We start from the raw sequence: 26,585 nt of genomic DNA on the forward strand, positions 1-26,585 counted from the left end.
CAGGACGCCGATCGATGTCTCAGTCGACGGTGCGAGAAATCCATCCGGAGTCAGTTGGGGAACCGGAAGGGGTTGGGGGAATGCGGGGAACTCCAGTCGCCAGCCTGGTCATCGGCATCGCGTCGTCGCCGGCCGAACGTCGACAACTGGCGCGACTACTCGGCGGAAGCGACGCCTTTCTGATCGTCTCGACCGTCGAGCAGGCGCGGGAGTTCCTCGGGGTGGTCGAGACGCCTCCCGTTCCGACTCCCCCGGCCCCGGGCATCCTCGCCGAGGTTGCGCCGAGCCCGCCGCCACCACCGGACCTGACCGTCGACTCCGACCGGCGGGTGCTGCGGTGGCGCGACCAGGAGATCGATCTGACCCGGCTGGAGCACGACGTCCTGCTCTGCCTGGTGCACGCCCCCGGGCAGATCTGGACCTACGAGCGCCTGCACCTCGAGGTCTGGGGCAACCGGCACCTCGGGCGCGGCTCCGACATGCACTCGGTGGTCCGCCGGGTACGCGGCAAGCTCGCCCGGCTGAACGCCGCGGCGACGATCCACTCGGTCCGCGGGGTCGGCTTCCGGCTCGTCCCGGTCTGACCCGGTCGACACGGTCCGGCCCGCCCGGTCGAAGACCAGGCGGGCCGGAGTCGTTCGCTACCGCTCAGGTGTCAGCACCGGATCGGCGCCAACCCGAAGTTCTCCACAGTGGGAGTGGTGGTGTTGATCTTCGTCTGACGGGTCTGCGGCTTCCAGCCGTCCTTGGCGACGATCATCGTGATCGGGTTGTTGCGGCGGTCCACCCAGTAGGCGTACTTGCCCTCGGCGTCGGTGGCGAAGGTCCACGACGACGCCCACGAGTCGACCTGGACGACCGCGCCGGTGAGCGGCGAGGTCGCACCCTGGCAGCTGGTGCCGGTGACCGTACCCATGAGCTTGCCCCAGGTCTTCGGGGGGTTCGCGGTCATGGTCACCGCGACCGGCGCGACCGGGTACGGCGTGTTCTCCGTGATCGCGACCGAGCCGGAGTAGGTGCCCGGCTGGTCCACGTTCGCCGTCATCGTGACGGTGACGGTGACCTTCTCACCCGGCGCGAGGGTGGCCGCCGACTTGTCGATGGCCATCCAGCTGACGTCGGCCGCCGACTCGGCGCAGCCCTCGAAGCCGGGCAGCACCTCGCTGTCCGGGGCCGCGTCGAAGCTCCCGGACGAGCCGCCGATCTTGTAGAAGCCACACGCCGCCCCGCCGCGGTACCGCGCCGTGTTGGCGTTCGGCAGGTTGGACCACGAACCGGCGGCCGGGTCGAAGGCGAAGCCCGCGTTGCTGATGGCCCCACCCTGCGAACCGCCGACGACGAGGAGCTTGCCGTTGGCGACGGCGTACGAGCTGGCCCAGTTGTCGGTCGGCGCGTCGGCGATCGTGGTCCAGGCGTTGGCGCCCGGGTCGTAGGCGTAGCTGGACTTCTGCGCGGCGGCCCCGTCGTTGCCGCCGGTGCAGTAGACGATGCCGTCGATTCCGCCGCAGGAGGCGAATGCCACCGACTTCGGGTAGTTGGCGAGCGTCTCCCAGGTGTCACTGCCCGGGTCGTACCGGACGACGCTGTTCGACATCGGCGTACAGCTGGCCGTGGTGCAGCCGCCGATGGCGTACAGCTTGCCGTTGGCGACGGCCTGACCGGCCGCCGACCGTGGCGCCGGGTTGTCGGCCAGCTCCGTCCAGGCGTTGGCCGCCGGGTCGTACGACCAGGTGGCGGAGTCCGGCCCCGCCTCACCCCAGCCACCGGTGACGATGATCTTCCCCTCCACGACACCCGCCGTCAGAGCGTTGCGGGCACCGGGAAGGTCGGCGATCGCGGTCCAGGTCTGCGCGACCGGGTCGTAGGCGTAGTTCTTCGTGGTGGAGGCGCTGCCGTCACCACCACCGAGCGAGTAGACCTTGCCGCCCAGGCTCACCACCCGGTTGTCCATGATGGTGGACGGGTAGTCGGCGATGTCGGTCCACGGCGCCGCCTGCGGGCCGACCGCGGCGGTGGCCGCCTTGGCCTGCTTGCTGGACGCCTTCGCGGCGAAGGAGGTCGCGGCGGTGAGCCGCTGCTCCGGCGCGCCGGAGCCACCGAGCACCTGCTGCCTGGTGACAGTGGATCCGTCCGCCCGAAGCAGTTCGAAGCCGTTGTCCCGCTCACCGAACTTCACCTCGACCGGCGCGCCGCCGGTGTTGGTCACCGTGAACGTCTTGCTGGCCTTGCCGCTGGGCATCTGGAGCGTGGCGCTCACCTGCGTCGGCGTCACCGACAGCCGGCCGGCCGCGAGCTGGAAGTTCGCGGCGGTCGCCCAGTCGGCCTCGACGTCGACCTGCTTGGTCTGGCTGACGTAGTTGCCGGCGGTCGCGGTGAACGGGTGCGTGCCGGTCAGCGTCGAGTAGATCCAGTAGAAGCCGTCGGCCAACTCCGGGTCGTCCGGGGTCGCCACGGTGACGGCCTTCTCGGCGGGCCGGTCCTTGCTGGTGACCGTCGCGCCGTTGACGTAGCTGTTGTCGTTCTTGTCGCGGACGTTGCCGACGACCAGACCGCCGTCGACCGGCACGCAGGTGATCTGGCTGCCGATCAGGACGTTGTCGACCTCCCACCACCACTCGTACGAGGCGTCGTAGTAGTGGAACCGGACCTGCACCTTCGCCTGGCCGGCCGCCTGCGGGATCGGAATCTCGGTCACCTTCGGGCCCCGGACGTCGGTCTCCTGACGGAGCACGTTCGTCCAGGTGGCGCCACCGTCGATGCTCAGATCGACGTCGGCGGTGTCGTCGTTGAGCTGGTTGAAGTCCTGGTTGAACCGGATGACCGGGGCCGTGACGCCGGTCAGGTCGACCACCGGGCTGACCAGGGAGGTGTCCTGGCTGGTGCCCGCGCCGTAGTCGTCGCTGTCGATCATCGCGAAGTTGCCGCTGCCGCCGGTCAGGTTACCCCGGTCGCCGTCGTCGGTGAACTTCCAGACCTGACCACTGCCCGCGTTGTCCACGACGGTCCAGCCGGACGGCGTGGTCGTGCCGTCGAAGGACTCGTACTCACCGTCGGAGCCGAACGTGTAGCCCGGCGCGGTGGTGCAGGTGGTGGAGTCCACCGGCACCGCGACGTTCGCCGTGGTGTTGCCCGAGCCGACGACGACCTGCTTGGTGACGGTCTGGTAACCCGGGTACTGCGACTCGTACTTCAGGGTGTAGGTCTGCCCGGCCGGCAGCTTGAGGCTGTAACGGCCGTTGGACGGCGTGGTGTAGTCGTAGACGCCGGACACCCCCGTCACTGTCACCTTCGCGTACAACGGCCAGCCGTGGCCGGAGCCGTCGGTGACCGCCCCGGTGACGTTCACACTCGGCACCGGCGTCAGCGCGACGTTGATCGTCGTGGTCGCGGCCTTGGTGACCGTCGCCGGCTGCGTGGCGCTGCCGTAACCGAACGCCGCCACGACGACCTGGTAGTCGCCGGTCGGGAGCTGGGTGGAGAACTTGCCGTCGGCGCCGGTGGTCACCTCACGGGCGGTCGGGCCGGTGAGCGTCACTGTCGCGCCGGCGATCGGGGCGCCGGTGGCCGCGTCGGTGACAGTGCCGGCCAGGGTGCCGATGTCGCCGGTCGGCGCGGCGGCGAGCAACGCGAGGGCGTCCAGCCGGCCCTCACCGTAGACGTTGTTGTCGGCCGCGGTGCCGCCGCACTGGTCGTCGGCCTTGTCGATCGCGGCGCCGTTGAGCAGCGCACGGGTCGCGTCGATGTCACCGATGAGCGACGGGGCCGCCGAGTACAGCAGCGCGATCGCACCCGCGAGGTGCGGTGCCGCCATCGACGTGCCACTGATGCTGCCGTAGGCGTTGCCCGGAATGCTCGACCGGACGTTCACGCCGGGGGCGGAGATGTTGGGCTTGATCTCGCCGTTCTGCCCGGTGCCCCGGGCGGAGAAGCCGGCGATGTTGTTGTTGACGTCGTACGCGCCGGTCGAGTAGTTGCTGACGATGCTGCCGGGCGAGCCGCTGGTCTGGCAGGCCGGCCCGCTGTTGCCGTTGGACCAGACGCCGAAGATCCCGGACGCGGCCCAGGCGTCCGTCACGTCCTCCATGAAGGGCTCGTTGGACGGGTCCCGGGTGCCCCACGAGTTGTTGATGACGTTCGGTCGCTTGCTCGCGTCCGCGTTCTGACCGTTGAGGTCGAGCGGTTCGAGCATCCACTGACCGGATTCGATCAGAGCGGCGTCGCTGGGGCAGCAACCGTTCGCCGCGATCCATTTGACCCCGGGGGCGACACCGATCTGGTTCGCGCCGTCGGAGCCGGCCATGGTGCCCATCGTGTGCGTACCGTGGCCGTCGTCGTCGCAGGGGGCGGTCGGGCAGGTGCCGGCGGCGTCGAACCAGTTGTAGTTGTGGTCGAACGTCCCGTCGCCGTTGTTGCCGCGGTAGGAGTTGACAAGCGCCGGGTGGTCGAACTGGACCCCGCTGTCGATGCTGGCGACGGTGATGCCCTCGCCCTTGACGCCGTACTGGGACCAGACGTCGTCGGCGTTGATGTTGGCGATGCCCCACTCCAGGGCGTTCACGGTCTTCTCGTCGGTGCCCTTGATCGTCTCGGGCACCTTGTAGGCGACCGGGGCGTAGAGGCCCTCGACCTCGGCGTGGCCAGCGAACTTCTGGGCCATCGCCAGCGAGCCGCTGTTCACCTTGATCGCGTTGGTGGCCCAGAAGGTCTGGTACTTCGCGCCCGAGCTGTCGAGGTCGGCCCGGATCTTGCCCTGGCTCGCGGCGGCGGTCTTGCGCAGCGCGTCCGCGACCGCCGTGCCGCGCTTCGACCAGTCCTTGATGGCGCTGGCCTTGCTCAGGTCGGCCCGGTCCTTGAACCGGATCCAGAAGTCCCCTTCACTCTTGGCCTGGAGCTGCTTGGCGAGCTCCGGGCGGATCTTGTCCCCCGCCCCCACCGCGCCGCCGGGCGCGGCCTGCGCGCCGGACCCGACGGTGACCAGGCATGTGGCGGCGAGGATCGTCGCCGCCCCGGCGCTGACCAGTGATCTGGCCGCGCGTCCCCATTGTGGACGTCTGAACATTGGTGCTGCCTCCCTCAGAACGACCCAGGGTGTCAATGGGCCATGGTGAGGGTGCGGGAGAGTCGGCTCGGCGGGCCGAGCGATCGAACCCCCCCATGCCTCCCCATGCACCGCGCGGGTCACGCCGGTTGCCCGACTGGACACTATGATCGAGAAGAACGGACGATCAAGAACTTGCCGTGAGTAACTTGTCGCTAAGAGTTGCCCCGCTGGCGACGCGCTTGCCAATCATTGTCAGGACCATGACGATAGCTGGGCAGGGATGCCCATCGATCCCGGGCGGTGCTGTGGCCGAGGACGACGAGGCGACGTTGAATCGGGGTGATCCGGCCGACGAGCCGTTCCCGCTGCTGATCGCGGTGACCTCCTCACCGACCGAACGGATCCGGCTCGCGGAACGCCTCGACGGCATCGCTCCGCTGCTGCTGGTGGCCGACCTCGACGAGCTACGCCGACTGATCGCCGCACCGCAGCAGCCGGACACCACCTCGGCCGGGCCGACACCCACCGCGACCGGAGCCAACTCGGCTCTGGTGATCGACTCCGCCCGGTCCGTCGCCCGTTACCGCGATCGCGAGGTCGACCTCACCCGACTGGAGCACGACCTGCTGATCTGCCTGACCACCGAGCCGGTCCGGGTCTGGAGCTACGCCGACCTGCACCGCTCGGTCTGGCGGGACGAGGGGCGGGAGCGCAAGGCGGACGTGCAGTCCCTGGTGAAGCGGCTGCGGCGCAAGCTGCACGAGCTGGACACCGGAGCCAGCATCGAAGCGGTGCGGGGCGTCGGGCTGCGGCTGACCGATCGTCGGCATCCGCGCGTCGAAAGAGCCTGACGCCTGCCTGATGTGGGCAGGCACCGTGGTTTTCTCGACGGGCCGTCCCGCCCACGGCACCGCCTGCCCCCGCGCCGACGCCAGGTGTATCAATAGATGCGGTGTCGAGCCGAGGAGAGTCTGCTGTGGCGGTCGAGTTTGGTCTGCTCGGTGAGATCCAGGCCCACCTCGACGGCCGGGAGATGCCGCTCGGCACCCTCCGTCAGCGAGCCGTGCTCGCCGCCCTGCTCACCGACGCCAACCAGCTCGTCTCCGTCGAGAGCATCGTGGCGCGGGTGTGGGGGGAAGAGCCTCCCGACGGCGTGCGGGACACGCTCTACGGCTATCTCTCCCGGCTCCGTCAGGCACTGACGGCCGCCCCCGGGGTGGACCTCGTCCGCCGCTCGGGCGGCTACGTGCTCGCCGTGGACGAGCAGTCGGTGGACCTGCGCCGCTTCCACGACCTCGTCGACCGGGCCCGGTCGACGGGTGACCAAAATGAGGCGCTGACGCTGTTCGAGCGGGCGCTCGCCCTGTGGCGGGGTGAGGCGTTCGCCCGGCTGGACAGTCCCTGGTTCAACGGCGTACGGGCGGGTCTGGACCGGCAGCGGATCGAGGCCGAGTCGGACCACGCGGATCTGATGCTGCTGCGGGGTCGGCACGACGAGTTGCTGGCCGACCTGCCGGCGCGGGCCGCCGCGCGCCCCCTCGACGAGCGCATCGCCGGTCAGCTCATGCTGAGCCTGTATCGACGCGGCCGGCCGGCCGAGGCGCTGGAGCACTACGAGCGGATCCGGCTGCGGCTGGCCGACGACCTGGGCACGGACCCCAGTCCGCCGCTGCAACACCTCTACCAGCGCATCCTGGCCGCCGACCCCACGCTGGCCGGGCCGCAGCCGGCTCCCCGGGAGGCGCTGTCGGTGGTCCCCCGTCAACTGCCCGCTCCCCCGGGCCTGTTCACCGCCCGAGCCGAGGAACTGGCGTACCTCACCGCGGCCGTCGCGGACGGGTCCGACACGGCGGTGGGGATCTGCGCGATCGGCGGCTCGGGCGGGATCGGCAAGACCTCGCTGGTGCTGCGGTGGGCACACACCCACCTCGACCGGTTCACCGACGGCCAGCTCTACGCGGACCTGCGTGGCTTCGGTCCCGGATTCGGTCCGGTCTCGCCGAGCACCGTGATCCGCGGCTTCCTGGAAGCCCTCGGCGTCGCCCCGAACGCGATACCCGTCGATCCGGACACCCAGGCCGCCCTGTACCGCAGCCTGCTGGCGGGCCGACGAATGTTGATCGTGCTGGACAACGCCCGCGACGCCCAGCAGGTCGTACCGCTGCTCCCCGGCAGCCCGACCTGCACGGTGCTGGTCACCAGCCGGCGCGAGCTGGCCGCCCTGACGGCCACCCACCGGGCCCGCCCGATCGCTCTCGACGTGCTGTCCCCGGACGAGAGTCGCGAGCTGCTGATCGGGCATCTCGGACCCGATCGGGTCCGCGCGGAGCCCGCGGCGGTCTCGACCCTCGTCGACCAGTGCGCCGGGCTGCCGCTCGCGCTGGGCATCGTCGCCGCCCGCGCCGCCACCCGCCCCCAGCTCCCGCTGGCCACCCTGGCCCGAGAGCTACGGGACGCCTCCGCCCGGCTCGACGCCCTCGACGCCGGCGAGCTGAACGTCAATCTGCGGGCCGTGTTCTCCTCGTCCTGCGCCGCACTGCCCGGCGCGGCGGCGACGGTGTTCGCGCTCCTCGGCCTGGTGCCGACCGACGACATCAGCCTCGCCGCCGTGGCGAGCCTGATCGGTGTGCCGGCGACCAGGGCCGGGGAGCTGCTGCGACAGTTGGAGGCCACCTACCTGGTGCACCAGCAGGCGCCGGGCCGTTTTCGGATGCACGACCTCGTCCGGCTGCACGCCGCCGAGCAGGCCACCGAGACGGTGGACGCCGAGACGCGCGAGGCGGCGCTGCGGCGACTTGTCGAGTTCTACCTGCACACCGCCTACGCGGCCGATCGGCTGTTGGACCCGTGGCGTCCGCCCCTCACGGTCGGCTGTCCGACGCCGGGGTGCGCCCCGGAACGCATGGGCGGCGTGGCGGAGTCGATGGCGTGGTTCGATCGGGAACATCCGCACCTGCTGAGCGCCCAGCAGGTCAGCGTGACGCACGGCTGGCATCGGCAGGTGTGGCAGTTGGCCCGGACGCTGGCGACCTTCCACGCCCGGCGGGGCCGCAAGCGCGACCAGGTGACGGTCTGGCAGGCCGGAGTCGCCGCCGCCGACTCCGAGGGCGATCCGGCCGTCCAGGCCATGGCACACCGCTTCCTCGGGCAGGCCATCCAGTGGTTGGGCGACATCCGGGCCACCGTCGCGCGCTTTCAGGTCGCCATCGCGTACGCCGAGCAGGCGGGCGACCTCGCCGAGAAGGCCCGCACCTGTTTCGCGCTCGGCGTCACGTGGGGGTTGGAGGGCGACCACGAGCAGTCGTTGGCCCACTACCGGCTCGCGGTGGGGATATTCCGGTCACTCGGTGACGCGGTGGAGGAGGCTCGGGGTCTGAACGGAGTGGGCTGGTCCCTCGCCCAGCTCGGACGGTACGACGAGGCCCGCGCCGCCTGCGAGCAGGCCGTCGAGTTGTACCGCCGCCACGAGCACCCGGACGCCGCTGCGGACACCCTGCACAGCCTCGGCTACATCGACCACCAGACGGGGCGCCACACCGAGGCGCTGGCCTACTACCAGCAGGCCCGCACGGTGTACGCCGAGGTGGGCAACACGAGGGGCGAGGTCGACTGCCTGACCAGCCTGGGCGAGCTGTACACAAGCATGGACCGGCGGGCCGAGGCCCAGCAGGCGTGGCAGGAGGCGGTGGATCTGCTGCAGGTCCAACGTCGCACCGGAGAAGCCGCACTGCTCCGCCAGCGGATGTCGGTCCTGCCGGCGCGGCAGACGTCGCGCCGGCAGGACGGGTCGTCGCCGACGACCGAGTAGCCGTGCCGGTGCCGGCGACGAGCGGGTAAGGGGGCGCCGCACCCCGCGCCGCTCTTCGCCAGCCGGCTCAGCGTCCGGTGCCGCCGCCCAGCGACTGGGGCAGTCCCGGCTCGGACGGCATCCGGGTGATCGGCGGCAGGATCAGGGCGATGACGGCGACGATCGCGATGACAGTGAACGGCAGCGTGTAGCTCTTGCCGCTCGCCTCGTAGAGCAGCGACGTGACAAGCGGGCCGACCACCCCGCCGATGCTCCAGGCCACGATCATCGCGCCGTAGATGGCACCGCCGTTGGGCGTGCCGAAGTAGTCGGCCGCGGTGGCGGGCATGGTGCCGAACCCACCGCCGTACGCGAGGTAGACCAGCGCGGCCAGGACCGCGAAGAGCGCCAGCGACGCGGCGTGCGGCAGGATGAAGAAGCAGATCGCCTGCAGGAGCAGCATCCCGAGGAAGGCCGGCATCCGGCCGATCCGGTCGGACAGCCAGGCCCAGGCCACCCGTCCGGCGCCGTTGAACAGGCCGAGGACGCCAACCAGGGTGGCGGCGGCGGCCGCGCTCGCCCCGGTGATCACCTGGGCGGCGTCGGAGGCCTGGGAGATCAGTGCGATGCCGCAGGTGACGTTGAGCGCGAGGATGCCGGTCAGCAGGTACCACTGCCGGGTCCGCAGCGCCTCCCGCAGGGTGTAGACCCGGGTGCCGGCGAGGGCCCGACCGGTGGTCTTCGGCGTGAACCCGGGCACCTGGTAGCCCGCCGGCGGGTTACGGAAGAAGGACGCCCCGAGCAGGATCGCGACAAGGTAGGCGACGCCCAGCGGGAAGAACACGTGGGTGGGATCGTCGGTGCCGTTGAGCAGTCCCTTCGCCACCGGTGCGACGATCACGGCGCCGAAGCCGAACCCGGCGACCGCGATGCCGGTGATCAGGCCGCGCCGGTCCGGGAACCACTTGGCGAGCATCGCGATCGGGGTGATGTAGGCCGCCCCCAGGCCGATTCCCCCCAACACGCCGTAGGTGAGCACCAGCAACCACAGTTGGTCCGCCGACGAGGTGAGCGCGGCAAGCATGTTGCCGATCGCGTAGAGCACGCCGCCGCCGAGCGCGACAGGTCGCGGGCCGCGCCGGTCCTGGATGCGCCCGCCGACCAGACTGCCGATGAAGATCGTGCCGATCGCCACCTCGAACGGCAGGACGGCCTCCCACTTCGCCCAGCCGAATTCGGCCTGCAACGGCTTGTTGAACACGCTCCACGCGTACACCGCGCCGAGCGCGAGTTGGACGAGCACAGCGGCGACGACGAGACCCCATCGGCCCCGCGTCGGCACGGATCTTCCTTGATCGCTTGCGGTGTGTGCCATGAGCTGAGTCCCCCGTCTGCTTGCTCATTGGCTGGCGCCTGCTTGTCGAGCTATGTCCCCTTCTCGGCCGGCGACCGGCCCTCCCTGCGCTCGCGCCGCTCCCGTTGCGGCACGACCGTGTACTTCGGGTCGCGCGCCGATGCCATGCCCGCCTCGAAGACGCCGAACCGGGTGGCGACCGACGACGCGACGAGCGCGGCGCCGGAGAGCGCGGACAGCATCCGGCTGCGCCGGCTGAACAACGCGGCGACGGCGCCCACACCCAGCAGCGCCCGGCCCGCCTGGACCAGTCGGCCGCTGCGGCCGTGCCGGTAGGGCTCACCGGTCAGACCCATCCGCTCCAGCCGGCGACCGCCGACCAGTTCGGTGCTCGCGGCGGCGAGGACGAGTCGCCGCAGCGGGGCGGTCTCCGCGGCGGGCGCCGCGATCAGTCCGACCCCGGACGCGGCGGCGAGCGCGCTGCCGGCGAAGACGAACGGCAGCGACGGGTACGCGTCGTGCCAGGACGGTACGGCGGTGTCGGCGAGCAGCACCCCGGTGTAGGTGGCCAACGCCGGGGCGGCGGCCGCGGCGGCCAGGCCGGCGACGTTGCCGACCGGGGGCGCCAGCCGGCGGGCGAGGCCGAGCACGCCGTGTTGGGGAAGTCGCGGCGCGATCTCGGCGATCGCGGCCACCCCGGCCAGTGGCCCGAACACGGCGAGGATCCAGGTGCCGACCGACATCGGCGAGGTCAGCTTGGCGATCCGGAGCATGTGGTGGAACCGGGCCGGCCGCCCGAGGTCGTGCACCAGCAGGTACGTGCTGGCGGTGACGCCGCCGAGGGCCGTCCACCGCCCCACCTGGCGCAGGCCGGGCCGCCCGGTCAGTTGAGCGCCCGCGCCGATCAGCGCGCCCCCGGCGGCGAGACCCCCGGTGAACAGGTAACCGGCGATGTCGTGCTTCCACGTCGGCGGTTTGAGGATCGGCCGGCCGTAGTAGGAGGTGAAGTCGGCCACCGGCACTGTCAGTTGCTCACCGTCGTGGCCGCGACCCCGGCCGCGCCGGCGCTGCCCGACGGCCTCGTCGACGCGGGCCTGGAACTCGCGGAACCGGGCGCCGGCCGGCTCGTTCGGTGGCAGGTCGGTCATGGCCGCCCCCCGAGGAACGCGAACACGGTGGCCGCCGCCATGGTGAGGGCGGCCAGTCCGGCGCGTTTCCACATGGCCGGCAGGTCCCGGGTCGCCACGACCGGGTCCGGTGGCAGCCCGTACACCTCGGGCTCGTCGAGGAGCAGGAAGAACGCCCCGTCACCGCCCACGCCGTCGTGCGGGTCGTGCCCGTACAACCGCGCCTCCGGCACCCCCCGCCCCCGCAACGTCGCCACCCGCGTGGCCGCCCGCTCCCGCAACTCGTCCAAGGGCCCGTACTGGATGGACTCGGTCGGACACGCCTGCGCACACGCCGGTGTCATCCCCGCACCCAACCGGTCGTAACACAGCGTGCACTTCCACGCCCGACCGTCATCCTTACGCTGATCGATCACCCCGTACGGACACGCCGAAATGCAGTAACCACACCCATTGCAGATGTCCTCCTGCACCACCACCGTCCCGAACTCCGTCCGGAACAACGAACCCGTCGGACACACATCCAGACACGCCGCATGCGTGCAGTGCTTACAAACGTCCGACATCATCAACCACCGAAAATCCGAACGCCCCTCCACACCGGAGCCCCGCCCCGGCGGCTGCGCGCCCGGCATCCCCAGGAACTCCGGTTTCGGGCCGGCCGACATCCGCGCCGCCGCCGCTGGCGACCCGGTGGGCAGCCCCGGGTCAGTTCCGGTGTCGACGCTGGTCAGCGCGCCGAGCGCCGCCGTTGCCGGGCTGACCGCCGGTCCGTCCGGGTCCTGCTCGAACGCCGGGGTCGCCAGGCCGGCCCGGCGGGGTTGCTCGACGAACGCGACGTGTCGCCACGAGTTCGCGGTCAACGCGCCGGTGTTGTCGTAGGACATGCCGAGCAGGTCCAGACCGCTCTCCGGGACGAGGTTCCACTCCTTGCAGGCCACCTCGCAGGCCTTGCAGCCGATGCAGACGCTGGTGTCGGTGAAGAACCCCATCCGGGGCGGCGGGTTCTCGTAACCGGCGTCCGGCGCCGGATCCAACGGGCCGTACAGGGCGTTGGCGTGGGCCATGGGTCAGACCTCCTGGTCCGGGCCGCCGTCGGCGGAGTCGGTCGTGACCTGCGGTGGGTAGTGCGGGTTGAGGTCCCCGGACCGCCGTCGGTAGTCGACGACGAGTTCCTGGAGCTGGAGTCCGCGGGGGCGTCGCCCCGGACGGATGTCGCAGGTGCCGACCTTGCTCTCCTGGATCAGGACGTTCGGGTCCAGGCTGATGCCGAACAGGTCGTTCGCCGAGTCGCCGGTCACCAGACCCTCGAAACCGAAGTGGTACGGCAACCACAGCTGGTGGATGATCCGACCGTCCACGCGCAGCGGGGTGAGCCGGTCGGTCACCAGCACCTTCGCCTCGATGGCCGCGCGGGCGGTCACCAGGTGCGCCCACCCCAGATGGGTGAGCCCGCGCTCGACCGCCAACTCCGGTGACACCTCGACGAACATCTCCGGTTGCAGCTCGGCAAGCGTCCGGACGGTCCGGCTCATCCCCCCGGCGGTGTGGTGCTCGGTGAGCCGACTGACCGTGAACACGTACGGGAACACCTGGCTGTGCGGTTCCGGTGGGCTCGGGTTGAGCGTGTTGATCGGGTGGGTGTAGACCTTGCGGGTCGGGTTGGCCTGCTGCCGGTAGAGCGGGTTGCGCACCGGCGACTCCACCGGCTCGTAGTGCGTGGGCAGCGGGCCGTCGAGCACGCCGGTGGGCGCGTACAGCCAGCCCTTGCCGTCGCCCTGGAGGATGAACGGGTCGTCGCCGGCGATGCCCGCCACTCCCGAGGCGTCAGTGGCCGGTCGGTACGACGGCGGCTTGGTCTTCTCGAAGTCCGGCACGTCGTAGCCGGTCCACTCGGCCTTCTCCGCGTCCCACCAGACGTACTTCTTGCGCTCACTCCACGGGTTTCCGTCCGGGTCGGCGGAGGCGCGGTTGTAGAGGATCCGCCGGTTCGCCGGCCACGCCCACCCCCACTCCGGGGCGACCAGGGACTGCTCCGCACCGGGTTTGCGGCGGGCGGCCTGGTTGACGCCGTCGGCGTACACGCCGGTGTAGATCCAGCAACCGCCGGCGGTCGAGCCGTCGTCCTTCATCTCGGTGAACGACGACAGGGGGCGGCCGGACGCCACGTCGTACCCGTTGATCTCATAGAGCACCGACTCGGCGCTCGGCTCCGCGTGCGGACCGTGCGTGGGGTAGTCCCAGCTGAGTTCGAGCAGCCCGCGGTCGCGCGACCGGGTCGAGGATGCCAGCCGGTCCCGGATGATCCGCCCGAGGTGGTAGAAGAACCACAGCTCGGAGCGGGCGTCGCCCGGCGGCTCGACGGCCTTCTCCCGCCACTGCAACAACCGCTGCGTCTGGGTGAACGTGCCCTCCTTCTCCACGTGCGAGGCGGCGGGCAGGAAGAACACCTCGGTCCGGCACTCCGCCGTCATGATCTCGCCGGTCTCGATCTCCGGAGCGTTCTTCCAGAAGGTGGCGCTCTCGATCTCGAACAGGTCCCGGACCACCAGCCAGTCCAGGTTGGCCATGCCGAGGCGCTGCGCCCGGCCGTGCGCCGAACCGACCGCCGGATTCTGCCCGAGCAGGAAGTACCCCTTGATCTTCCCGTCGATCATGTCGAGCACCTGCTGGTAGGTGCCGTGGTCACCGGTCATCCGCGGCAGGTGGCCGTAGCAGTAGTCGTTCTCCGCGGTGGCGGCATCACCCCAGTACGCCTTGAGCAGGTTGACGCCGTAGGTGCGCGCGTTGCCCCAGAAGCCCTTCTGCCCGGGGTGCGCGATGCTGTCCACCCACTTGTCCAGGGTCGGGTGCTCCGCGTGGTGCGGCATCGGCAGGTAGCCCGGAAGCAGGTTGAACAGCGTCGGAATGTCGGTGGAGCCCTGAATGCTGGCGTGCCCGCGCAGGGCCATGACCCCGCCACCAGGGCGGCCCATGTTGCCGAGCAGCAGTTGGATGATCGCGCCGGTACGGATGTACTGCACACCGACGCTGTGCTGCGTCCAGCCCACCGAGTAGACGAGCATGCCGGTGCGGTCCCGACCGGAGTTCTCCGTCCACGCCTGGGCCAGTTCGAGGAACTTCTCCTGCGGGATGCCGCAGACCCGTTCCACCATCTCCGGGGTGTAGCGGGAGAAGTGCCGCTTGAGGATCTGGTAGACGCAGCGCGGGTCCTGCAACGTCTCGTCGCGTTGGGTCTGGCCGCCGACCGGCGCGCCGTGCGACTCGTTCTCCAGCCCGGCGGCGGTCTCCCGCTGCGTCTCGCTGTCACGGGTCGTCTGGTTCTGGCTGTGGCCCTCGTACCGCCAACTGGCCTGGTCGTAGGTGGCGTTGTCGTCGTTGAAGCCGGAGAAGAGCCCGTGCATGTCCTCGGTGTCGACGAACTCGTCGGTCACGATCGTCGCGGCGTTGGTGTAGGCGACGACGTACTCCCGGAAGTCCAGCTCGTTGTCCAGGATGTAGCGGATCACCCCGCCGAGCAGCGCGATGTCGGTGCCGGCCCGGATCGGCAGGTACGAGTCGGCAAGCGCGCTGGTCCGGGTGAACCGCGGGTCGACGTGGAACACCTTCGCGCCACGGCGCTTGGCCTCCATCACCCACTGGAAGCCCACCGGGTGCGCCTCAGCCATGTTCGAGCCCTGGATGACGATCACGTCGGAGTTCGACAGGTCCTGCTGGAACTGGGTGGCGCCGCCGCGACCGAAGCTGGTCCCCAGACCGGGGACGGTGGCGGAGTGTCAAATGCGGGCCTGGTTCTCGATCTGGAGCGCCCCCATCGCGGTGAACAACTTCTTGATGAGGTAGTTCTCCTCGTTGTCCAGCGTCGCACCGCCCAGGCTGGAGATGCCCAGCGTCCGGTTCAGCGGTCGACCCTCGGCGTCGACGTCCTCCCAGGTCTCGTCCCGGGCGGCCAGGACCCGATCGGCGATCATGTTCATCGCCGTGTCGAGGTCGAGGTCCTCCCACTCGGTGCCGTACGGCCTGCGGTAGCGGACCGTGGTCTGCCGCAGCGGGCTGGTCACCAGGCTCCTGCTGGCCGAACCCTTGGGACAGAGCCGACCCCGCGAGATCGGGCTGTCCGGGTCGCCCTCGATCTGGCTGACCTGCCCGTCCTTGACGTACACCCGTTGGCCGCAGCCGACGGCGCAGTACGGACAGACGGACCGGGCCATCGAGTCGGCCGTCTCGGTGCGGGCGGTGAGCGCCCGGGACCCGTCGGACTCGGCCGCCGTGCCCCGGCCGAGCGGGTCGGTGCCGGTGAGCTGGCGGTAGACCGGCCAGCCCTCGATCCAGGTCCGCACCCCCATCGCCGCACCTTCCCGACTAATCACACCAAATGTGAACAGCCTGACAGTAGACGAGGCGCCGGCCCGATCGCAGCGAGATCACAAAGAGTCATGCCTTCCCCGGCCTTCTCACGCGGGCCGGGAAAGGCATGGGGTACGGCGAGGGTCAGCTCGGCTGGAGCTGGCCGACCGGACGGTCGTTGAACGTCCGGTAGCGGCGCAGCTCCCAGAACAGCCAGCCGATGCTGACGAGCGCGACCACGACGAAGACAAGCGAGCCGGTGAACGTGTCCCAGAGGGTGTGCAGGACGACGACGCCCAGGAACGTGCCGAGGAAGCCGACCAGCCGGCGGACGCTCGGGCTGGCCAACAGCGCCCACAGCGCGCCGGCGGTGAGCCCGGTCCACGCGGTGTGACCGGCGGGCGCGGTCAGACCACGGATGAACAGCGTCTGCTCCACCGCGCCGATGTTGCCCTGCGAACTCAGCAACGCGGTGAAGGCGTAGCCCATCGTCTCCAGCGCGGCGAAACCCATGCCGGCGGCGACACCGATGACCAACCCGTCGGAGGGCACCCGACGACGATGCTGGGCCACCACCGTGAACAGCAGCACCACCGGGACGATCAGCTTCGCCGACTCCTCGATCAGTGCCACGAACAGCATGGGCAGGGCGCCGAGGCCGCGCAGGGTGTCGTACTCCAGCGTGCCGGCGACCACCGTGCCGATCACCCCGCCGAAGAACGCCGACGTCACCAGCGCCGACGCCGGCACCTGCCACCGACCGGTACGCGCCTGCGCGAACGTCAGGAACGTCAACGGCACAAGCGTCGCCCCGAGCAGGATCAACGCCGGCACGAAGTTCGGATTCTTGGTGCTGACCAGGGTCCGCAGCACCGCCAGGTAGAGGATCAGCCCGACGACGAGCACCCCGGCCCACGCCCACCGGCGCCAACGATCACCCATACCGCGGAGTCTGGCGGATCCAGGTTACGAACACCAGCCACGGCCCGGAGATCCTGACGACCCCCGCACGGGCCGCGAAGGCCGGGAACGACAACTACGATCTCCGATCATGCGTCGCACCGCGTCGTCCCTGGCACTCGCAGCCCTCCTGGCCCTCTCCGCCTGCACCTCGAAGCCCGAGGAGACCGCGGACGTCGCCCTGTCGGTCTTCCTCGACAACGACGTGACGGTGACGCAGAAGAGCACAGTGCGGCAGCGACTCGAATCGATGCCGAGCGTCACCGAGGTGTCCTTCGAATCCCGCGAGCAGACGTTCGAGCGCCAGAAGGCGGATCTGCAGGACCAGCCCGACCTGCTGGCGTCCCTCAAGCCGGAGCACATGCCCGAGCTCTTCCGCGCCACCGTCACCGACGCCTCGATCGCCGAGGCGGTCGAACTGGTGCTGACTGAGGTTGACGGCGTGGACGAGGTGGTGCTCAGGATCGCGGATGTCGACCCGCTGCCATCCCGGATCGGGGTCATCGTCCAGCTCGAACCGTCGGCGACCGGCGAGCAACGAGCCGCCGCGGAGAAGGCCGTCCGGGCACTGCCGACGGCGAAGTCGGTCACGTTCGAGGACCGCGACGCCGCATACGAGCGCCTGCGCAAGCGGTGCCAGGGCAAGGGCGACCTCGCCGCCCAACTCCAACCGCAGATGACGCACGAGTCGTGGCGGTTCGAGATGCCCCTGACCAAGGAGGGGTCCGGTGTGTCCGAGCTGATGAAGCTCGACGGCGTCGACGTCACCCCCCTGGCGCCGCTGGCGATGCTGTAACGCTCAGCCGACCCGGTGAGCGGTGTTCACGCGCCGAGCACAGGGAACCCGTCATTCCGCTGCGGACTGATCGCGCACTCAGACGACGTGCACCAGCCGGAAGCGTTGGGTGACCACCGGGGTGTCGTCGTCGACGGTGAACCCGGGATCGTCCAGCTCGGCGCGCACCTCCGGGCTGTGCCAGAACGTCTCGTGCCCCGCCCGCCACTGCGCCACCGACTCGTCCCCCTCGCCCTCGGCCACGGCGTGCGGCAGGTCGACGTCGGCGAGCCGGACCACCCGTACGTCGGTCAGCTCGATGACCGCCACGCGCCGGCCGGCGGAGTCCACCACGGCGGAGCGCTGTCCCACCTCGGGTAGCGGGTCGTTCGCGCGTTCGTACCCGATCAGCAGGCCGGTCGTCGACGTCTTCGCACCGGACAGGATCGCGGCGACGAGGCTGTCGCGCAGCGGTCCCGGAAACGCGAACTCGGCCAGCGGAAGATCATCGAGTGCCATCCACGGAGGGTACGCGATCCGATGTCCGCGGGCCCGGGTCCTGATCCGCCCCGCCGCCGGCGCCGCACCCGACCGCCGGTCAGGCGCCCGTCGGGTGCCGACCGGTCACGCAATACACGTCGCCGGAATTCGTCCGGTGCGGCAGGTCGCGCAGGTGGGCCGCCATGTCGCTCGCGGCCAGCCACCTCTCGAAGGTCATCGACTTGTTGTCGCCGAGCGCGACGTCGAAGCCGTCGAACCCGAGCACGGTCAGGCGGTCGAGACACCGATCGGCGACCGCGCGCGCGATGGTGGTGAACTCGAACGAGAGCGCTGGCAGCGGCCGGCTCAGGCCGGCCAGCACCTCGTCCTCGAAACCCTCGACGTCGATCTTGGTGAAGCGTGGCGTGCCGTACTCGTCGATAAGCGCGTCGACGGTGACCACCGGAACCTCGATGACCGCGTCCCACACCTCGCCCTCCCAGCCGCCCGCGCCCCGGGCCGCCCGCACGAAGTCGGGCGAGGCGGTCGACACCGTGGGGTTGGCGGAGTTCACGTGCAGCCGGGTGCTGCCGGGGAGCGCGCCACACGCGGCGTCGACGAGCGTCACCTGCTCGTCGTCGGCGTAGATCGCCCGCAGGGCGCGCAGGCACAGCGGCTGCGGCTCCACGGCGACGACCCGGGCTCCGAGGCGACGGAAGCTGCCGATGTGGTCGCCCACGTGGGAGCCGATGTCGAAGACGAGATCCCCATCGCTGACGAATCGGGAGTAGAAGGCGTCCATCCGCGCGTCCCGCTCGGGGTCGCCGTAGTAGACGTCCAGCGACCGGTGCAGCAGGGACATTCCCGGATCGCTGCGGAGCGCGGCGATCCGGGTGTCGGTGGTAGCCGTCATGCGTCTGGGTCCAGTTCGTGAGAGGGGTGCGACGGGGGCCGGGTCACGGTCCGAAGGCGGTCAGGAACCGGTCCCGGAAGGTGTCCATCCGCCAGACCGGCGCCTGCGGCCCCGGCTTGAGCCCGTCCTGCCAGCCCCACCCGGAGATCCGGTCCAGGACGGCCCGGTCCTTCGCGATGATCGTGATGGGGACGTCGTGGCTGGCGTTCTCGCCGGTGACGACGGCGGCGGGCTGGTGGTCACCGAGGAAGATGAACACCAGGTCGTCGTCACCGTAGGTCCGCACGTAGGAGATGAGCGTGCTCAGCGTGTACTCGATGGAGGTCCGGTAGTCGGCCCGGATCTGCTTGGTGGTGCGCCGCTTGTCGTCCGACTCGCCGCCCGGCCGGTGGAAGGCCGCGCCGTCGCCGATGCCGGCCCAGTCGACCATCTGTGGGACGGGCGTCCAGGGCGCGTGGCTCGACACCAACGCCAGCTCCGTCATCGTGGGCGCGTCGACCTGCCGGGCCTGCTCCAACCGCCGCCAACTGGCCAGGGTGTACTGGTCGGGCATGGTGCCGAAGCTGAACTTCTCGCCCCGGTACGCGAGCGCCTTGGCGTTGTAGAACCGCTCGTAGCCGAAGAAGGACCCCTCCGGCCACGCCTTGGTGACGGCGGGCATCACGCCCACTGTCTGCCAGCTCGCGCGCCGGAAGGCGCCGTTGAGGGTCATCCGGTCACTCGCCAGCAGGGTGCGGTGCCGCTGGTCGTTGTCGATCCAGAGGCCGGAGAGGAGCGTGGCGTGCGCGAGCCAACTGCCGCCGCCGAAGGTCGGCGAGGTGAGGAAGCCGCTCCGCGCGCCGAACCCCGCCGCGCCCAGCTGGCTGGTGCCGCCGTCGAGGACCGCGCCGACCTGCGGGGCGAACTCCGGGTCCTCGACCGCGTCCCGGCCGTAACTCTCCACGAAGGAGATGACCACGTTCTTGCCCCGTAGCGCGGTCAGCAACTGGTCGCCCGGGGTGTCGCGGAACGGGTCGGCGTCGACGAGGGTGGAGAACGTCCTCCGGTCGTCGAGACGCACGCGCACCTGGAAGCCGTGGCCGTTGGCCAGGGTCGTCGCGGAGGTGTCAGCCACCGGTACCGCCGACGCCACCCGCACGTCGAACGCGGCGCAGGCCACCCAGACGACCACCAGCGCGGCCACCGTCCGGGTGGTCCCGCCGCGGTGCCGGACCACCAGCTGTCGCAGTCGCCGCACCGACAGCGTCACCAGGACGGGCAGGCCCACGAGCACCACCGCCAGGACGGTCGCGGCGCCGATGGCGGCGGGCCGGCCGTACGACTCACTGAGGAAGGCGAACCCCTCGTCGAGCAACGCCCAGTCGAGCACCGGGTCGAACGCCCGGCTGAGCGCCGCGGAGAAGCCCAGGTCGAGCAGCTTCAGCAGGCCGAGCAGGCCGAGGGCCACGCCCGCGAGGGTGGCGACCAGCCGGCTGCCACGCGGCGGCAGGGCGAGCAGGAGGGCCACGACCAGCAGCGCCTCCAGGGGGATCCGCACGAACGCCGTCGCGGTGAGGTGACCGAAGTCGTACGGCATGGTGAGGACGAGTAGCACGAGCAGCGCGGCCAGGACGGTCGTCAGCCGGGTGGCGACGGAGCGCCTCGCCCGACCCGTGCCGTCGTCGGCGGCAGCACCCGGGAGTCCGTCCCCCATCGCCTTTCGTCTCTGGCTCGGCAGCTCACGTACTCGCGTCAAGAGCGACAACCCGGGCATCCTTCCGTGGTCACTGGGGAGTGCGGCGTAGGGGCGGTTCAGACGCGGGCGATGCCGCCGCGGGCCGCAGCGACCGCCGGGCGGTGGCTGCTCACGTGGACCATCGTGGCCGGTACGCCCGGAGTGCCGTGGAGCGGGGTGCGGCGACGGTGCCGGGTCACCCACAGCCACGTGACGTCGCGGCCGAACGACTCGACGAGCAGCGCCAGTGCGGCAATCAGCACGACTGTCGTCAGCGGTCCGGGCAGCGCGTCTCCCATGGCCACCATCAGCACCACACCCTGGACCGCCGCGACGACCTTGCGCCAGTAGCGCGGCGGCAGCGACCCGCGCATCCATCCCAGCACCCAGCTCGCGGCGACGAAGACGTAGCGCATCGCGCCGATCGCGAGCACCCAGCCGCCCACCGCCGGCGCGACGTGGAGGCAGAGCACCAGCACAAGGAAGGAATCGATCTCCATGTCGAAGCGGGCGCCCAGCTCACTGGTGGTCCCGGTGCGGCGGGCCGTGTACCCGTCGACCGCGTCGAGGGCCAGCGCCACGGCGGTCAACACGACCATCAAGGTGATCGGCGCCGGCCGGGTGAACGCGTCCGCGGCCAGCGCCGTCACGCCGCCGACGAGGATCGCCCGGCTCAGGGTCACCCGGTCGGCCGGGCCCAGCCCACGCGCACCCGAGCGGGACAACCCCCGGCCGAGCAGGAGGCACAGGACCGTCCCGTACGCCAGCCCCGCCACCCACCCGGCGGCGCCGAGGCCGACCGTCCCGGCAAGCGCCGCCAGCACAGCGCCCTGCACGATCAGTCCGATGACCGGACCAGTTCGAACCGTTGACATCGTGCCTCCGCGACTCTGGTGGGTGACCCTGACCGTCATCACGGAAAATATGACCGATCGGTTCATTCTGAACACGACCTCGCAGGGCGCTGCGGAGGGACGTGCCCCTTCAGTGGTCGGTTAATCGTCCACCGTGACCGCAGCTCGTCGCAGTCGACCGACACCACGGACGCGACGGTGGGTGATGCGGTCAGCCGGTGCCGGCTGTGGGCGTGGCAAGGGCCTGGAGCGTGTCGGTGGTCACCGGGTCGGCCGGGAAGAACGCCTCGACGGCCAGCCCGGAGACGGTGACGTCCAGCGGAGTGCCGAAGAGCGTGGTGGTGCTGATGAAGGACAGCTCCCGGTCGCCGTGGCGGTACCGCAGTGGGATGACGACACGCGACAGGTCGTGGCTGGTCGGCGCCACGACGTCGTCGCCACTGGGATAGCCCCGAAGCTCTTCGAGCAGGTCGGACAGGATCGGGTCGTTGGTCGTCGCTGCCTGCTGGCGCAACCGTGCGAGCAGGTGGGCCCGCCATTCGGGGAGGTTGAGGATTCGCGGGGCCATGCCGTCGGGGTGCAGGCTGAGCCGCAGCACGTTGACCGGTGGGGCGAGCAGGTGAGGCTTCGCGTCGGCGGTGAACAGGGCGACGGCGGGGTTGGCCTCGACGAGCTGCCAGTGCTGGTCGACGAGCACTGCGGGGGACGGGCTGTGCCCGTCGAGAATCTGCCGTACCGCGGCCCGGAACGGCGCGAGTTCCGGGTCGGTCAGCTCGTGGCTGGGGTAGGCGGGGGCGTAGCCGCCGGCGAGCAACATCGTGTTGCGCTCGGCCAGCGGCATGTCCAGCCGCTCCGCCAGCCGCAGGATCAGGTCCGGGCTCGGCCGGGACCGCCCGGTCTCCACGAAACTCAGATGCCGGGCCGACACGCCCGCCTCGATCGACAGGTCGAGCTGGCTCACACCGCGACGTCGACGCCAGTCACGCAGCAGCTGCCCCACCGGTCGGCCCGGCCTGGTCCTGGTCGTCACCCCCCGAGTCTAGTGACCACACCGGGTACGCCCCATTACCTGCGACGTAATCGACAGCGGGCGCCAGCGTTCGCGATCATCTCCTCGACGGCAACGAGCCGTCCGCAACGATCGGAGAATCATGACCGCGTACGCGCTTGCTCATCTGCGCAGGGCCCCCGTCCATGCCGAGGTGCTCGAATATCTGGAGCGCATCGATGCCACCCTGGCGCCCTTCGAAGGTCGGTTCATCGTCCACGGCGGATCCATCGAGGTGCTGGAGGGCAGTTGGCCGGGCGATCTGGTCGTCATCGAGTTTCCCGACTCGACCAAGGCCCGCTCCTGGTATCACTCCGGCGCGTACCAGGAGATCAAGCCCTTGCGGACGAGGCACCTGGCCGGCGAGGTGATCCTCGTCGAGGGGGTCGACGCCGGCCACAGCTCGGCGGAGATGGCTGCCGCGATCCGACGGGCCGATGGTTCCTAGCGCCGCGCACCACAAAGAGCTGGTCCCGGTCGGCGGACGACCGGGACCAGCTGGGTGACACGGCTCAGGAGGCGGCGATGCCTTCCATGCCGATGCCGTTCTCGAACTTCGGCAGACCCTCCACTGTGGTGACGAGCTTCAGCGAGCCGTCCTCGTTCACCTCGTAGCCCTGCACGTTGCCGGCGGTGGCGTTCTGTACGTACAGGAAGCCGTCGCTGGTGGTCATGTCGATCGACCCGCCGCCGGTGTCGGCGGCGACGGCCTTGACGAGTTCGAGCTTGCCGTCGTCGTTGACCCGGTAGGAGCTGATGGTGGAGGTGCCGGCGTTGGCGACGAAGAAGTAGTCGCCGACGCGCTGGATCCAGCACGGTGCCTGCTGCTCGTTCGGCACCGACGGCCCGACCTGGTCGAGCGTGCCGTCGTCCTCCAGCTCGAACCGGCTGACCGCGTTCGCGCCCGACTCGGTGACCAGCAGCGAGTCCTCGGTGTCGAAGGTGAAGCCGAACGGGGTGTTCCCCGCGTCGCTGATCACGGGGTTCGAGGCCAGCTCGCCGTGGCGACCGATCTCGTAGCTGAACATGACGTTGGCGCCCTTTGTCGACACCAGGACGAACTCGCTGTCCGGGTCGATCTTGACCTGCGCCGGGGCGGTGCCGAAGGCGGGCGGGTTGCCGTTGTGCAGCCCGAGCGACCGGTTGGCGTCCTCGATCCGCGACAGGCGGCCCTTGTGCAGCTCGAAGCCCTGCACCGAACCCTCGCCGCCGGCGTTGAGGACGTAGACGAGGTCGCCACGGGCCGCGATGCTGACCGGCAGCAGACCCCCGGACCAGATGACCTGGAGCTTGTGCAGCTTGGTGCCCTCGACACGGAAGACGGTCACGGTGTTGCTGCCGGCGTTCACGGCGAAGAGCAACCCCTTGTGGTAGATCAGGGACCCCTGCGAGGCCAGCGCGTCGAGCGGCGCGCCGATGGTGAAGCCGCCCAGCCCACCGGTCTCGTACTCACCCGCCTTGGTGAGACGGCCGTCCTCGTCGCGGTCGTAGACCTTGATGGTGTTGCCCTCGGCCTTGTTGGTCTGGACGAAGAGCGCGCCCTCGTCACCGTGGTGGTATTCACCTCCCTTGCGGTCGTCGTGGTGTCCAGGGCCGCCACCGTCGGCGAGAGCGGTTCCGGGGGTCGATCCGACGCTGGTCAGACCCGCCAGGAGGGCTGCCGCGAGCGCAACGCTGCGCTTCATCACTGACTCCTTACGCACACGAAGGGAGGAATACGAGTTTTCCTCTGCTTCGAAAGCTATCGGAGGATGTAGTCGTGATGGGCACCCTTACCCTAAAGCGGTAATTTTGTGCCGTTCCGTGGAATGAGCAGACGTACGCGCTCGGATGGCATATCGCAAAGCGGACGCCCGACCCGACAGGGGCGAAACGCGGCGGCCCGGTGATCAACGCGCTGGCGGCATCCACTGCGTGAGCAGGGCCGGATCGGCGACGTACTGCTCAACCCGCGTCCGCTGCTCCGGGGTCAGGGACAGCGCCTGGAGGCGGGCTCCCCACTCGGGCACCCGGTCGGCCTTGTCCAGCGCGATCGACAACTCGATCAGGGCGGCCAACGCCATCGCCTGCTCGACGACCGGCGCGTCCTCGGCGCGGCGGCGCATTCCCGAGTCGAGCGCCCGGTAGGCCGCCCGGTCGTCCATCTTGAACTCGCGCAGGATGCGCGCGTTGTCGAGCACCCGCGCGAGACCGGCCAATTCCATCGATCCGCCGTACTCCAGATCCTTCGGCTCGTCCCGCTGGATGAAGATGATGGTGTTGCCCGACGGGTCGACGATGCTGAACCGGGACGCCCCGGCGCGGTAGCGGGTCATCCGGGGCAGGCCCTTGACCAGCACCTTGCCGTAGCCGCGCCGCATCGCCTCGGTGAACGCCGCGTGGTACGCCGCGACCGCGTCGACCATCACCAGGCAGCCGCCGGACACCTCCTTCGCCGGGTCCAGGTCCTTCGGCGCCGGCCCGTAGTGCAGCTGGAACCCACTCCAGGTGAAGGCCAGGTACACGTACGGCTTGAGCTGCTCGTAGGCCACCTCGAAGCCAAGGGCCCGCCAGAACGCCACTGTCTCCTGCGGCGCCGCGCAGTGCAGCAGCGGCACCGTCGTCTCGTTCGGCTGGACCCGGTCCTCATGTGTCGACACCTGTCGTCCCCCGTCCGCTCGGCAGGTCGGCCATTCTGCCAGCAGCGGCGACGAGCGCCGCCCGGTTTTCGTCTCCTACCCAGGGAGGAGGGCCGCTCCGACCGTCGGCCGCAACCGGGGCTCGCGGTCGGACGCTTTGCACCGGACCGACCACCAGCATCTACAGACATGATTACCTTCCTGCGCCGGGCGACACACTGGAACCGCCCCCTGATGCTCCTGGTAGCCGCGATGACGGTGCTCACCGTCGTCGCCGCGGTCGGCATCCTCGTCGACGCACGCGTCCTCACCGGGGCGCCGATCTGGCTCAAGCCGTTGAAGTTCGGGGTGTCCTTCGTGCTGTACGGCGCGACCCTCGCCTGGATGCTCTCCCTGCTGCCCCGCCGCAGCCGCGCCGTCGAGGGGGCGGTCATCGTCATCGTCGCCGTGGCGGTCGTCGAGAACGCGATCATCGTCGCCCAGGTGCTCCGCGGGCAGACCAGCCACTTCAACGACAGCACCCCCCTGAACACCGCGCTGTTCGCGTCGATGGGCGCGGCGATCATGCTGTTGTTCTTCGCCCATCTCGTCATCGGGGTCGTGGTCCTGATCCAGCGGATCCCCGACCGGGTCGCCGCGACCGCCGTCGGGTGGGGTCTCGGCCTGTCCCTGCTGGGCATGCTCGCGGCGGTGCCCATGGCGCTGCCGATGCAGGACCCGGGAATCGAGGGGATCGGTGGCGCCCACAGCGTCGGTGTGCCCGACGGCGGGCCGGGGTTGCCCGTTCTCGGCTGGAGCACCACCGGTGGTGACCTGCGGATCGGGCACTTCGTGGGGCTGCACGCCCTCCAGGCGCTGCCGATCCTGGCGATCCTGCTGAGCCGGTTCGCGACCCGGCTGGACGAGCGCACCCGGGCTCGGCTGCTTGTCGTCGCGGGCAGCGCGTACGGCGTCCTCACCGTGCTGTTGACCTGGCAGGCGCTGCGCGGACAGCCGCTGCTGCGCCCGGACGCGGGCACGCTGATCGCGGTCACGGCCCTGGTGGTCGCGACGGCGACCGCCGGCGGGCTGGTGCTGGCCCGGCGACGCCGCCCGGAACTGGCGTTGGCCGCGTGACCGCGACGCTGTTCTCCCTGACGTTCGCGGTGGCCGCGCCGTTCTGGGCGCTGATGATCCTGCTGCCGCGCTGGTCGTGGACCGCCCGGATCATCGCCTCGCCGCTGATCGTGCTGCCGGTCGTGGTGATCTACGCGCTGCTGGTGCTGCCGGCGTTCGGCGACGTGCTGCCGGCCGTGACGTCGCCGACCCTGGCCGGGGTACGGGACCTGCTCGGCACCTCCGTCGGGGCGGCGGCGGGCTGGGCGCACATGATCGCGTTCGACCTGTTCGTCGGGCGTTGGGCGTGGTGGGACAGCAGGGAACGGGGGGTACCGGCGCTGGTGATGGCTCCGGTGCTGCTGCTGACCATCCTGCTCGGGCCGCTCGGCCTGGCCGCGTACCTCGCGGTCCGGACCCGGTGGCGGCCGCCGTCGGGCGCCGCCACCGGCCCCCAGCACCTAGGCTGACC

At 70.5% G+C, this 26,585-nt stretch carries 20 protein-coding genes; 7 read left to right on the plus strand and 13 right to left on the minus strand.

Annotated elements, in window-relative coordinates; all coding sequences use genetic code 11:
- The first annotated feature begins 80 nt into the window (after nucleotides 1-80).
- Nucleotides 81-584 carry a winged helix-turn-helix domain-containing protein gene (locus ACQPWW_RS19925; protein ID WP_433124594.1) on the plus strand — a complete coding sequence of 168 codons (504 nt, stop codon included), beginning with the start codon at nucleotides 81-83 and terminating at the stop codon, nucleotides 582-584.
- A 71-nt stretch (nucleotides 585-655) separates the two neighbouring features.
- Here the strand turns inward: ACQPWW_RS19925 and ACQPWW_RS19930 are convergent, their stop codons facing one another.
- The gene (locus ACQPWW_RS19930; protein WP_433124596.1) at nucleotides 656-5,059 is read right to left on the minus strand and encodes a S8 family serine peptidase; all 4,404 of its coding nucleotides are present in this window, start codon (nucleotides 5,057-5,059) and stop codon (nucleotides 656-658) included.
- Between the two features lie 242 nt (nucleotides 5,060-5,301).
- Between ACQPWW_RS19930 and ACQPWW_RS19935 the strand changes: the two genes are divergently transcribed.
- Entirely contained in the window at nucleotides 5,302-5,892 is a 591-nt protein-coding gene (locus ACQPWW_RS19935; protein WP_433124598.1) for a winged helix-turn-helix domain-containing protein, read from the plus strand.
- 125 nt (nucleotides 5,893-6,017) lie between these two features.
- Nucleotides 6,018-8,849, plus strand: coding sequence for a BTAD domain-containing putative transcriptional regulator (locus ACQPWW_RS19940; protein WP_433124600.1), 2,832 nt, complete (start codon nucleotides 6,018-6,020; stop codon nucleotides 8,847-8,849).
- 67 nt (nucleotides 8,850-8,916) lie between these two features.
- On the opposite strand, the gene ACQPWW_RS19945 is transcribed toward ACQPWW_RS19940, so the two are convergent.
- From ACQPWW_RS19945 to ACQPWW_RS19965, 5 genes are all read right to left on the minus strand, one after another.
- Nucleotides 8,917-10,170 carry an L-lactate MFS transporter gene (locus ACQPWW_RS19945; RefSeq protein ID WP_433124601.1) on the minus strand — a complete coding sequence of 418 codons (1,254 nt, stop codon included), beginning with the start codon at nucleotides 10,168-10,170 and terminating at the stop codon, nucleotides 8,917-8,919.
- Nucleotides 10,171-10,253: 83 nt separating this feature from the next.
- Nucleotides 10,254-11,330, minus strand: a complete 1,077-nt coding sequence (gene nrfD, locus ACQPWW_RS19950; protein ID WP_433124603.1) for an NrfD/PsrC family molybdoenzyme membrane anchor subunit — start codon at nucleotides 11,328-11,330, stop codon at nucleotides 10,254-10,256.
- Complete coding sequence (locus ACQPWW_RS19955) at nucleotides 11,327-12,376, minus strand: 4Fe-4S dicluster domain-containing protein (RefSeq protein ID WP_433124605.1); 1,050 nt, start codon at nucleotides 12,374-12,376, stop codon at nucleotides 11,327-11,329. Before ACQPWW_RS19955 ends, nrfD begins: the two co-directional genes overlap by 4 nt.
- Before the next feature lie 3 nt (nucleotides 12,377-12,379).
- Nucleotides 12,380-15,655 carry a formate dehydrogenase gene (fdh, locus tag ACQPWW_RS19960; protein WP_433124606.1) on the minus strand — a complete coding sequence of 1,092 codons (3,276 nt, stop codon included), beginning with the start codon at nucleotides 15,653-15,655 and terminating at the stop codon, nucleotides 12,380-12,382.
- Nucleotides 15,656-15,800: 145 nt separating this feature from the next.
- Nucleotides 15,801-16,598 (minus strand): PrsW family intramembrane metalloprotease, encoded by a 798-nt coding sequence (locus ACQPWW_RS19965; protein WP_433124607.1) that lies wholly within the window; start codon nucleotides 16,596-16,598, stop codon nucleotides 15,801-15,803.
- Nucleotides 16,599-16,707: 109 nt separating this feature from the next.
- On the opposite strand from ACQPWW_RS19965, the gene ACQPWW_RS19970 reads away from it, so the two are divergent.
- On the plus strand, nucleotides 16,708-17,412 hold the full coding sequence (locus ACQPWW_RS19970) for a permease-like cell division protein FtsX (RefSeq protein ID WP_433124609.1): 705 nt from the start codon (nucleotides 16,708-16,710) through the stop codon (nucleotides 17,410-17,412).
- Between the two features lie 78 nt (nucleotides 17,413-17,490).
- On the opposite strand, the gene ACQPWW_RS19975 is transcribed toward ACQPWW_RS19970, so the two are convergent.
- The 5 genes from ACQPWW_RS19975 to ACQPWW_RS19995 form a co-directional block, all read right to left on the minus strand.
- Nucleotides 17,491-17,910 (minus strand): ASCH domain-containing protein, encoded by a 420-nt coding sequence (locus ACQPWW_RS19975; protein WP_433124610.1) that lies wholly within the window; start codon nucleotides 17,908-17,910, stop codon nucleotides 17,491-17,493.
- A 79-nt stretch (nucleotides 17,911-17,989) separates the two neighbouring features.
- Entirely contained in the window at nucleotides 17,990-18,784 is a 795-nt protein-coding gene (locus ACQPWW_RS19980) for an FkbM family methyltransferase (protein WP_433124611.1), read from the minus strand.
- A gap of 43 nt (nucleotides 18,785-18,827) precedes the next feature.
- Entirely contained in the window at nucleotides 18,828-20,477 is a 1,650-nt protein-coding gene (locus ACQPWW_RS19985) for a sulfatase-like hydrolase/transferase (RefSeq protein ID WP_433124612.1), read from the minus strand.
- 98 nt (nucleotides 20,478-20,575) lie between these two features.
- Nucleotides 20,576-21,373 (minus strand): CDP-alcohol phosphatidyltransferase family protein, encoded by a 798-nt coding sequence (locus ACQPWW_RS19990; protein WP_433124613.1) that lies wholly within the window; start codon nucleotides 21,371-21,373, stop codon nucleotides 20,576-20,578.
- A 190-nt stretch (nucleotides 21,374-21,563) separates the two neighbouring features.
- Nucleotides 21,564-22,382, minus strand: a complete 819-nt coding sequence (locus ACQPWW_RS19995) for a helix-turn-helix domain-containing protein (RefSeq protein WP_433124615.1) — start codon at nucleotides 22,380-22,382, stop codon at nucleotides 21,564-21,566.
- A gap of 121 nt (nucleotides 22,383-22,503) precedes the next feature.
- On the opposite strand from ACQPWW_RS19995, the gene ACQPWW_RS20000 reads away from it, so the two are divergent.
- The gene (locus ACQPWW_RS20000) at nucleotides 22,504-22,848 is read left to right on the plus strand and encodes a DUF1330 domain-containing protein (protein ID WP_433124616.1); all 345 of its coding nucleotides are present in this window, start codon (nucleotides 22,504-22,506) and stop codon (nucleotides 22,846-22,848) included.
- Nucleotides 22,849-22,912: 64 nt separating this feature from the next.
- On the opposite strand, the gene ACQPWW_RS20005 is transcribed toward ACQPWW_RS20000, so the two are convergent.
- Both ACQPWW_RS20005 and ACQPWW_RS20010 read right to left on the minus strand, forming a co-directional pair.
- Nucleotides 22,913-24,085, minus strand: a complete 1,173-nt coding sequence (locus tag ACQPWW_RS20005; RefSeq protein ID WP_433124617.1) for a lactonase family protein — start codon at nucleotides 24,083-24,085, stop codon at nucleotides 22,913-22,915.
- 204 nt (nucleotides 24,086-24,289) lie between these two features.
- Nucleotides 24,290-25,039 (minus strand): glyoxalase, encoded by a 750-nt coding sequence (locus ACQPWW_RS20010; RefSeq protein ID WP_433124619.1) that lies wholly within the window; start codon nucleotides 25,037-25,039, stop codon nucleotides 24,290-24,292.
- A gap of 168 nt (nucleotides 25,040-25,207) precedes the next feature.
- On the opposite strand from ACQPWW_RS20010, the gene ACQPWW_RS20015 reads away from it, so the two are divergent.
- Together ACQPWW_RS20015 and ACQPWW_RS20020 are read left to right on the plus strand one after the other, a co-directional pair.
- Nucleotides 25,208-26,134 carry a hypothetical protein gene (locus ACQPWW_RS20015; protein WP_433124621.1) on the plus strand — a complete coding sequence of 309 codons (927 nt, stop codon included), beginning with the start codon at nucleotides 25,208-25,210 and terminating at the stop codon, nucleotides 26,132-26,134.
- Nucleotides 26,131-26,583, plus strand: coding sequence for an ABA4-like family protein (locus ACQPWW_RS20020; protein WP_433124622.1), 453 nt, complete (start codon nucleotides 26,131-26,133; stop codon nucleotides 26,581-26,583). The genes ACQPWW_RS20015 and ACQPWW_RS20020 overlap by 4 nt, the downstream gene beginning before the upstream one ends.
- Nucleotides 26,584-26,585 lie beyond the last annotated feature (2 nt).

The organism is Micromonospora sp. CA-240977 (assembly GCF_050942285.1).
GTDB lineage: Bacteria > Actinomycetota > Actinomycetes > Mycobacteriales > Micromonosporaceae > Micromonospora.

What these genes read in the sequence shown, in the direction of transcription:
- ACQPWW_RS19930 (WP_433124596.1), bottom strand. Translation starts at nt 5,059, where the DNA reads ATGTTCAGACGTCCACAATGGGGACGCGCGGCCAGATCACTGGTCAGC.
- ACQPWW_RS19970 (WP_433124609.1), top strand. Translation starts at nt 16,708, where the DNA reads ATGCGTCGCACCGCGTCGTCCCTGGCACTCGCAGCCCTCCTGGCCCTC.
- ACQPWW_RS19980 (WP_433124611.1), bottom strand. Translation starts at nt 18,784, where the DNA reads ATGACGGCTACCACCGACACCCGGATCGCCGCGCTCCGCAGCGATCCG.
- ACQPWW_RS19975 (WP_433124610.1), bottom strand. Translation starts at nt 17,910, where the DNA reads ATGGCACTCGATGATCTTCCGCTGGCCGAGTTCGCGTTTCCGGGACCG.
- ACQPWW_RS20005 (WP_433124617.1), bottom strand. Translation starts at nt 24,085, where the DNA reads ATGAAGCGCAGCGTTGCGCTCGCGGCAGCCCTCCTGGCGGGTCTGACC.
- ACQPWW_RS19925 (WP_433124594.1), top strand. Translation starts at nt 81, where the DNA reads ATGCGGGGAACTCCAGTCGCCAGCCTGGTCATCGGCATCGCGTCGTCG.
- ACQPWW_RS20000 (WP_433124616.1), top strand. Translation starts at nt 22,504, where the DNA reads ATGACCGCGTACGCGCTTGCTCATCTGCGCAGGGCCCCCGTCCATGCC.
- ACQPWW_RS19985 (WP_433124612.1), bottom strand. Translation starts at nt 20,477, where the DNA reads ATGGGGGACGGACTCCCGGGTGCTGCCGCCGACGACGGCACGGGTCGG.
- ACQPWW_RS20015 (WP_433124621.1), top strand. Translation starts at nt 25,208, where the DNA reads ATGATTACCTTCCTGCGCCGGGCGACACACTGGAACCGCCCCCTGATG.
- nrfD (WP_433124603.1), bottom strand. Translation starts at nt 11,330, where the DNA reads ATGACCGACCTGCCACCGAACGAGCCGGCCGGCGCCCGGTTCCGCGAG.
- ACQPWW_RS19990 (WP_433124613.1), bottom strand. Translation starts at nt 21,373, where the DNA reads ATGTCAACGGTTCGAACTGGTCCGGTCATCGGACTGATCGTGCAGGGC.
- ACQPWW_RS19955 (WP_433124605.1), bottom strand. Translation starts at nt 12,376, where the DNA reads ATGGCCCACGCCAACGCCCTGTACGGCCCGTTGGATCCGGCGCCGGAC.
- ACQPWW_RS19965 (WP_433124607.1), bottom strand. Translation starts at nt 16,598, where the DNA reads ATGGGTGATCGTTGGCGCCGGTGGGCGTGGGCCGGGGTGCTCGTCGTC.
- ACQPWW_RS19935 (WP_433124598.1), top strand. Translation starts at nt 5,302, where the DNA reads ATGACGATAGCTGGGCAGGGATGCCCATCGATCCCGGGCGGTGCTGTG.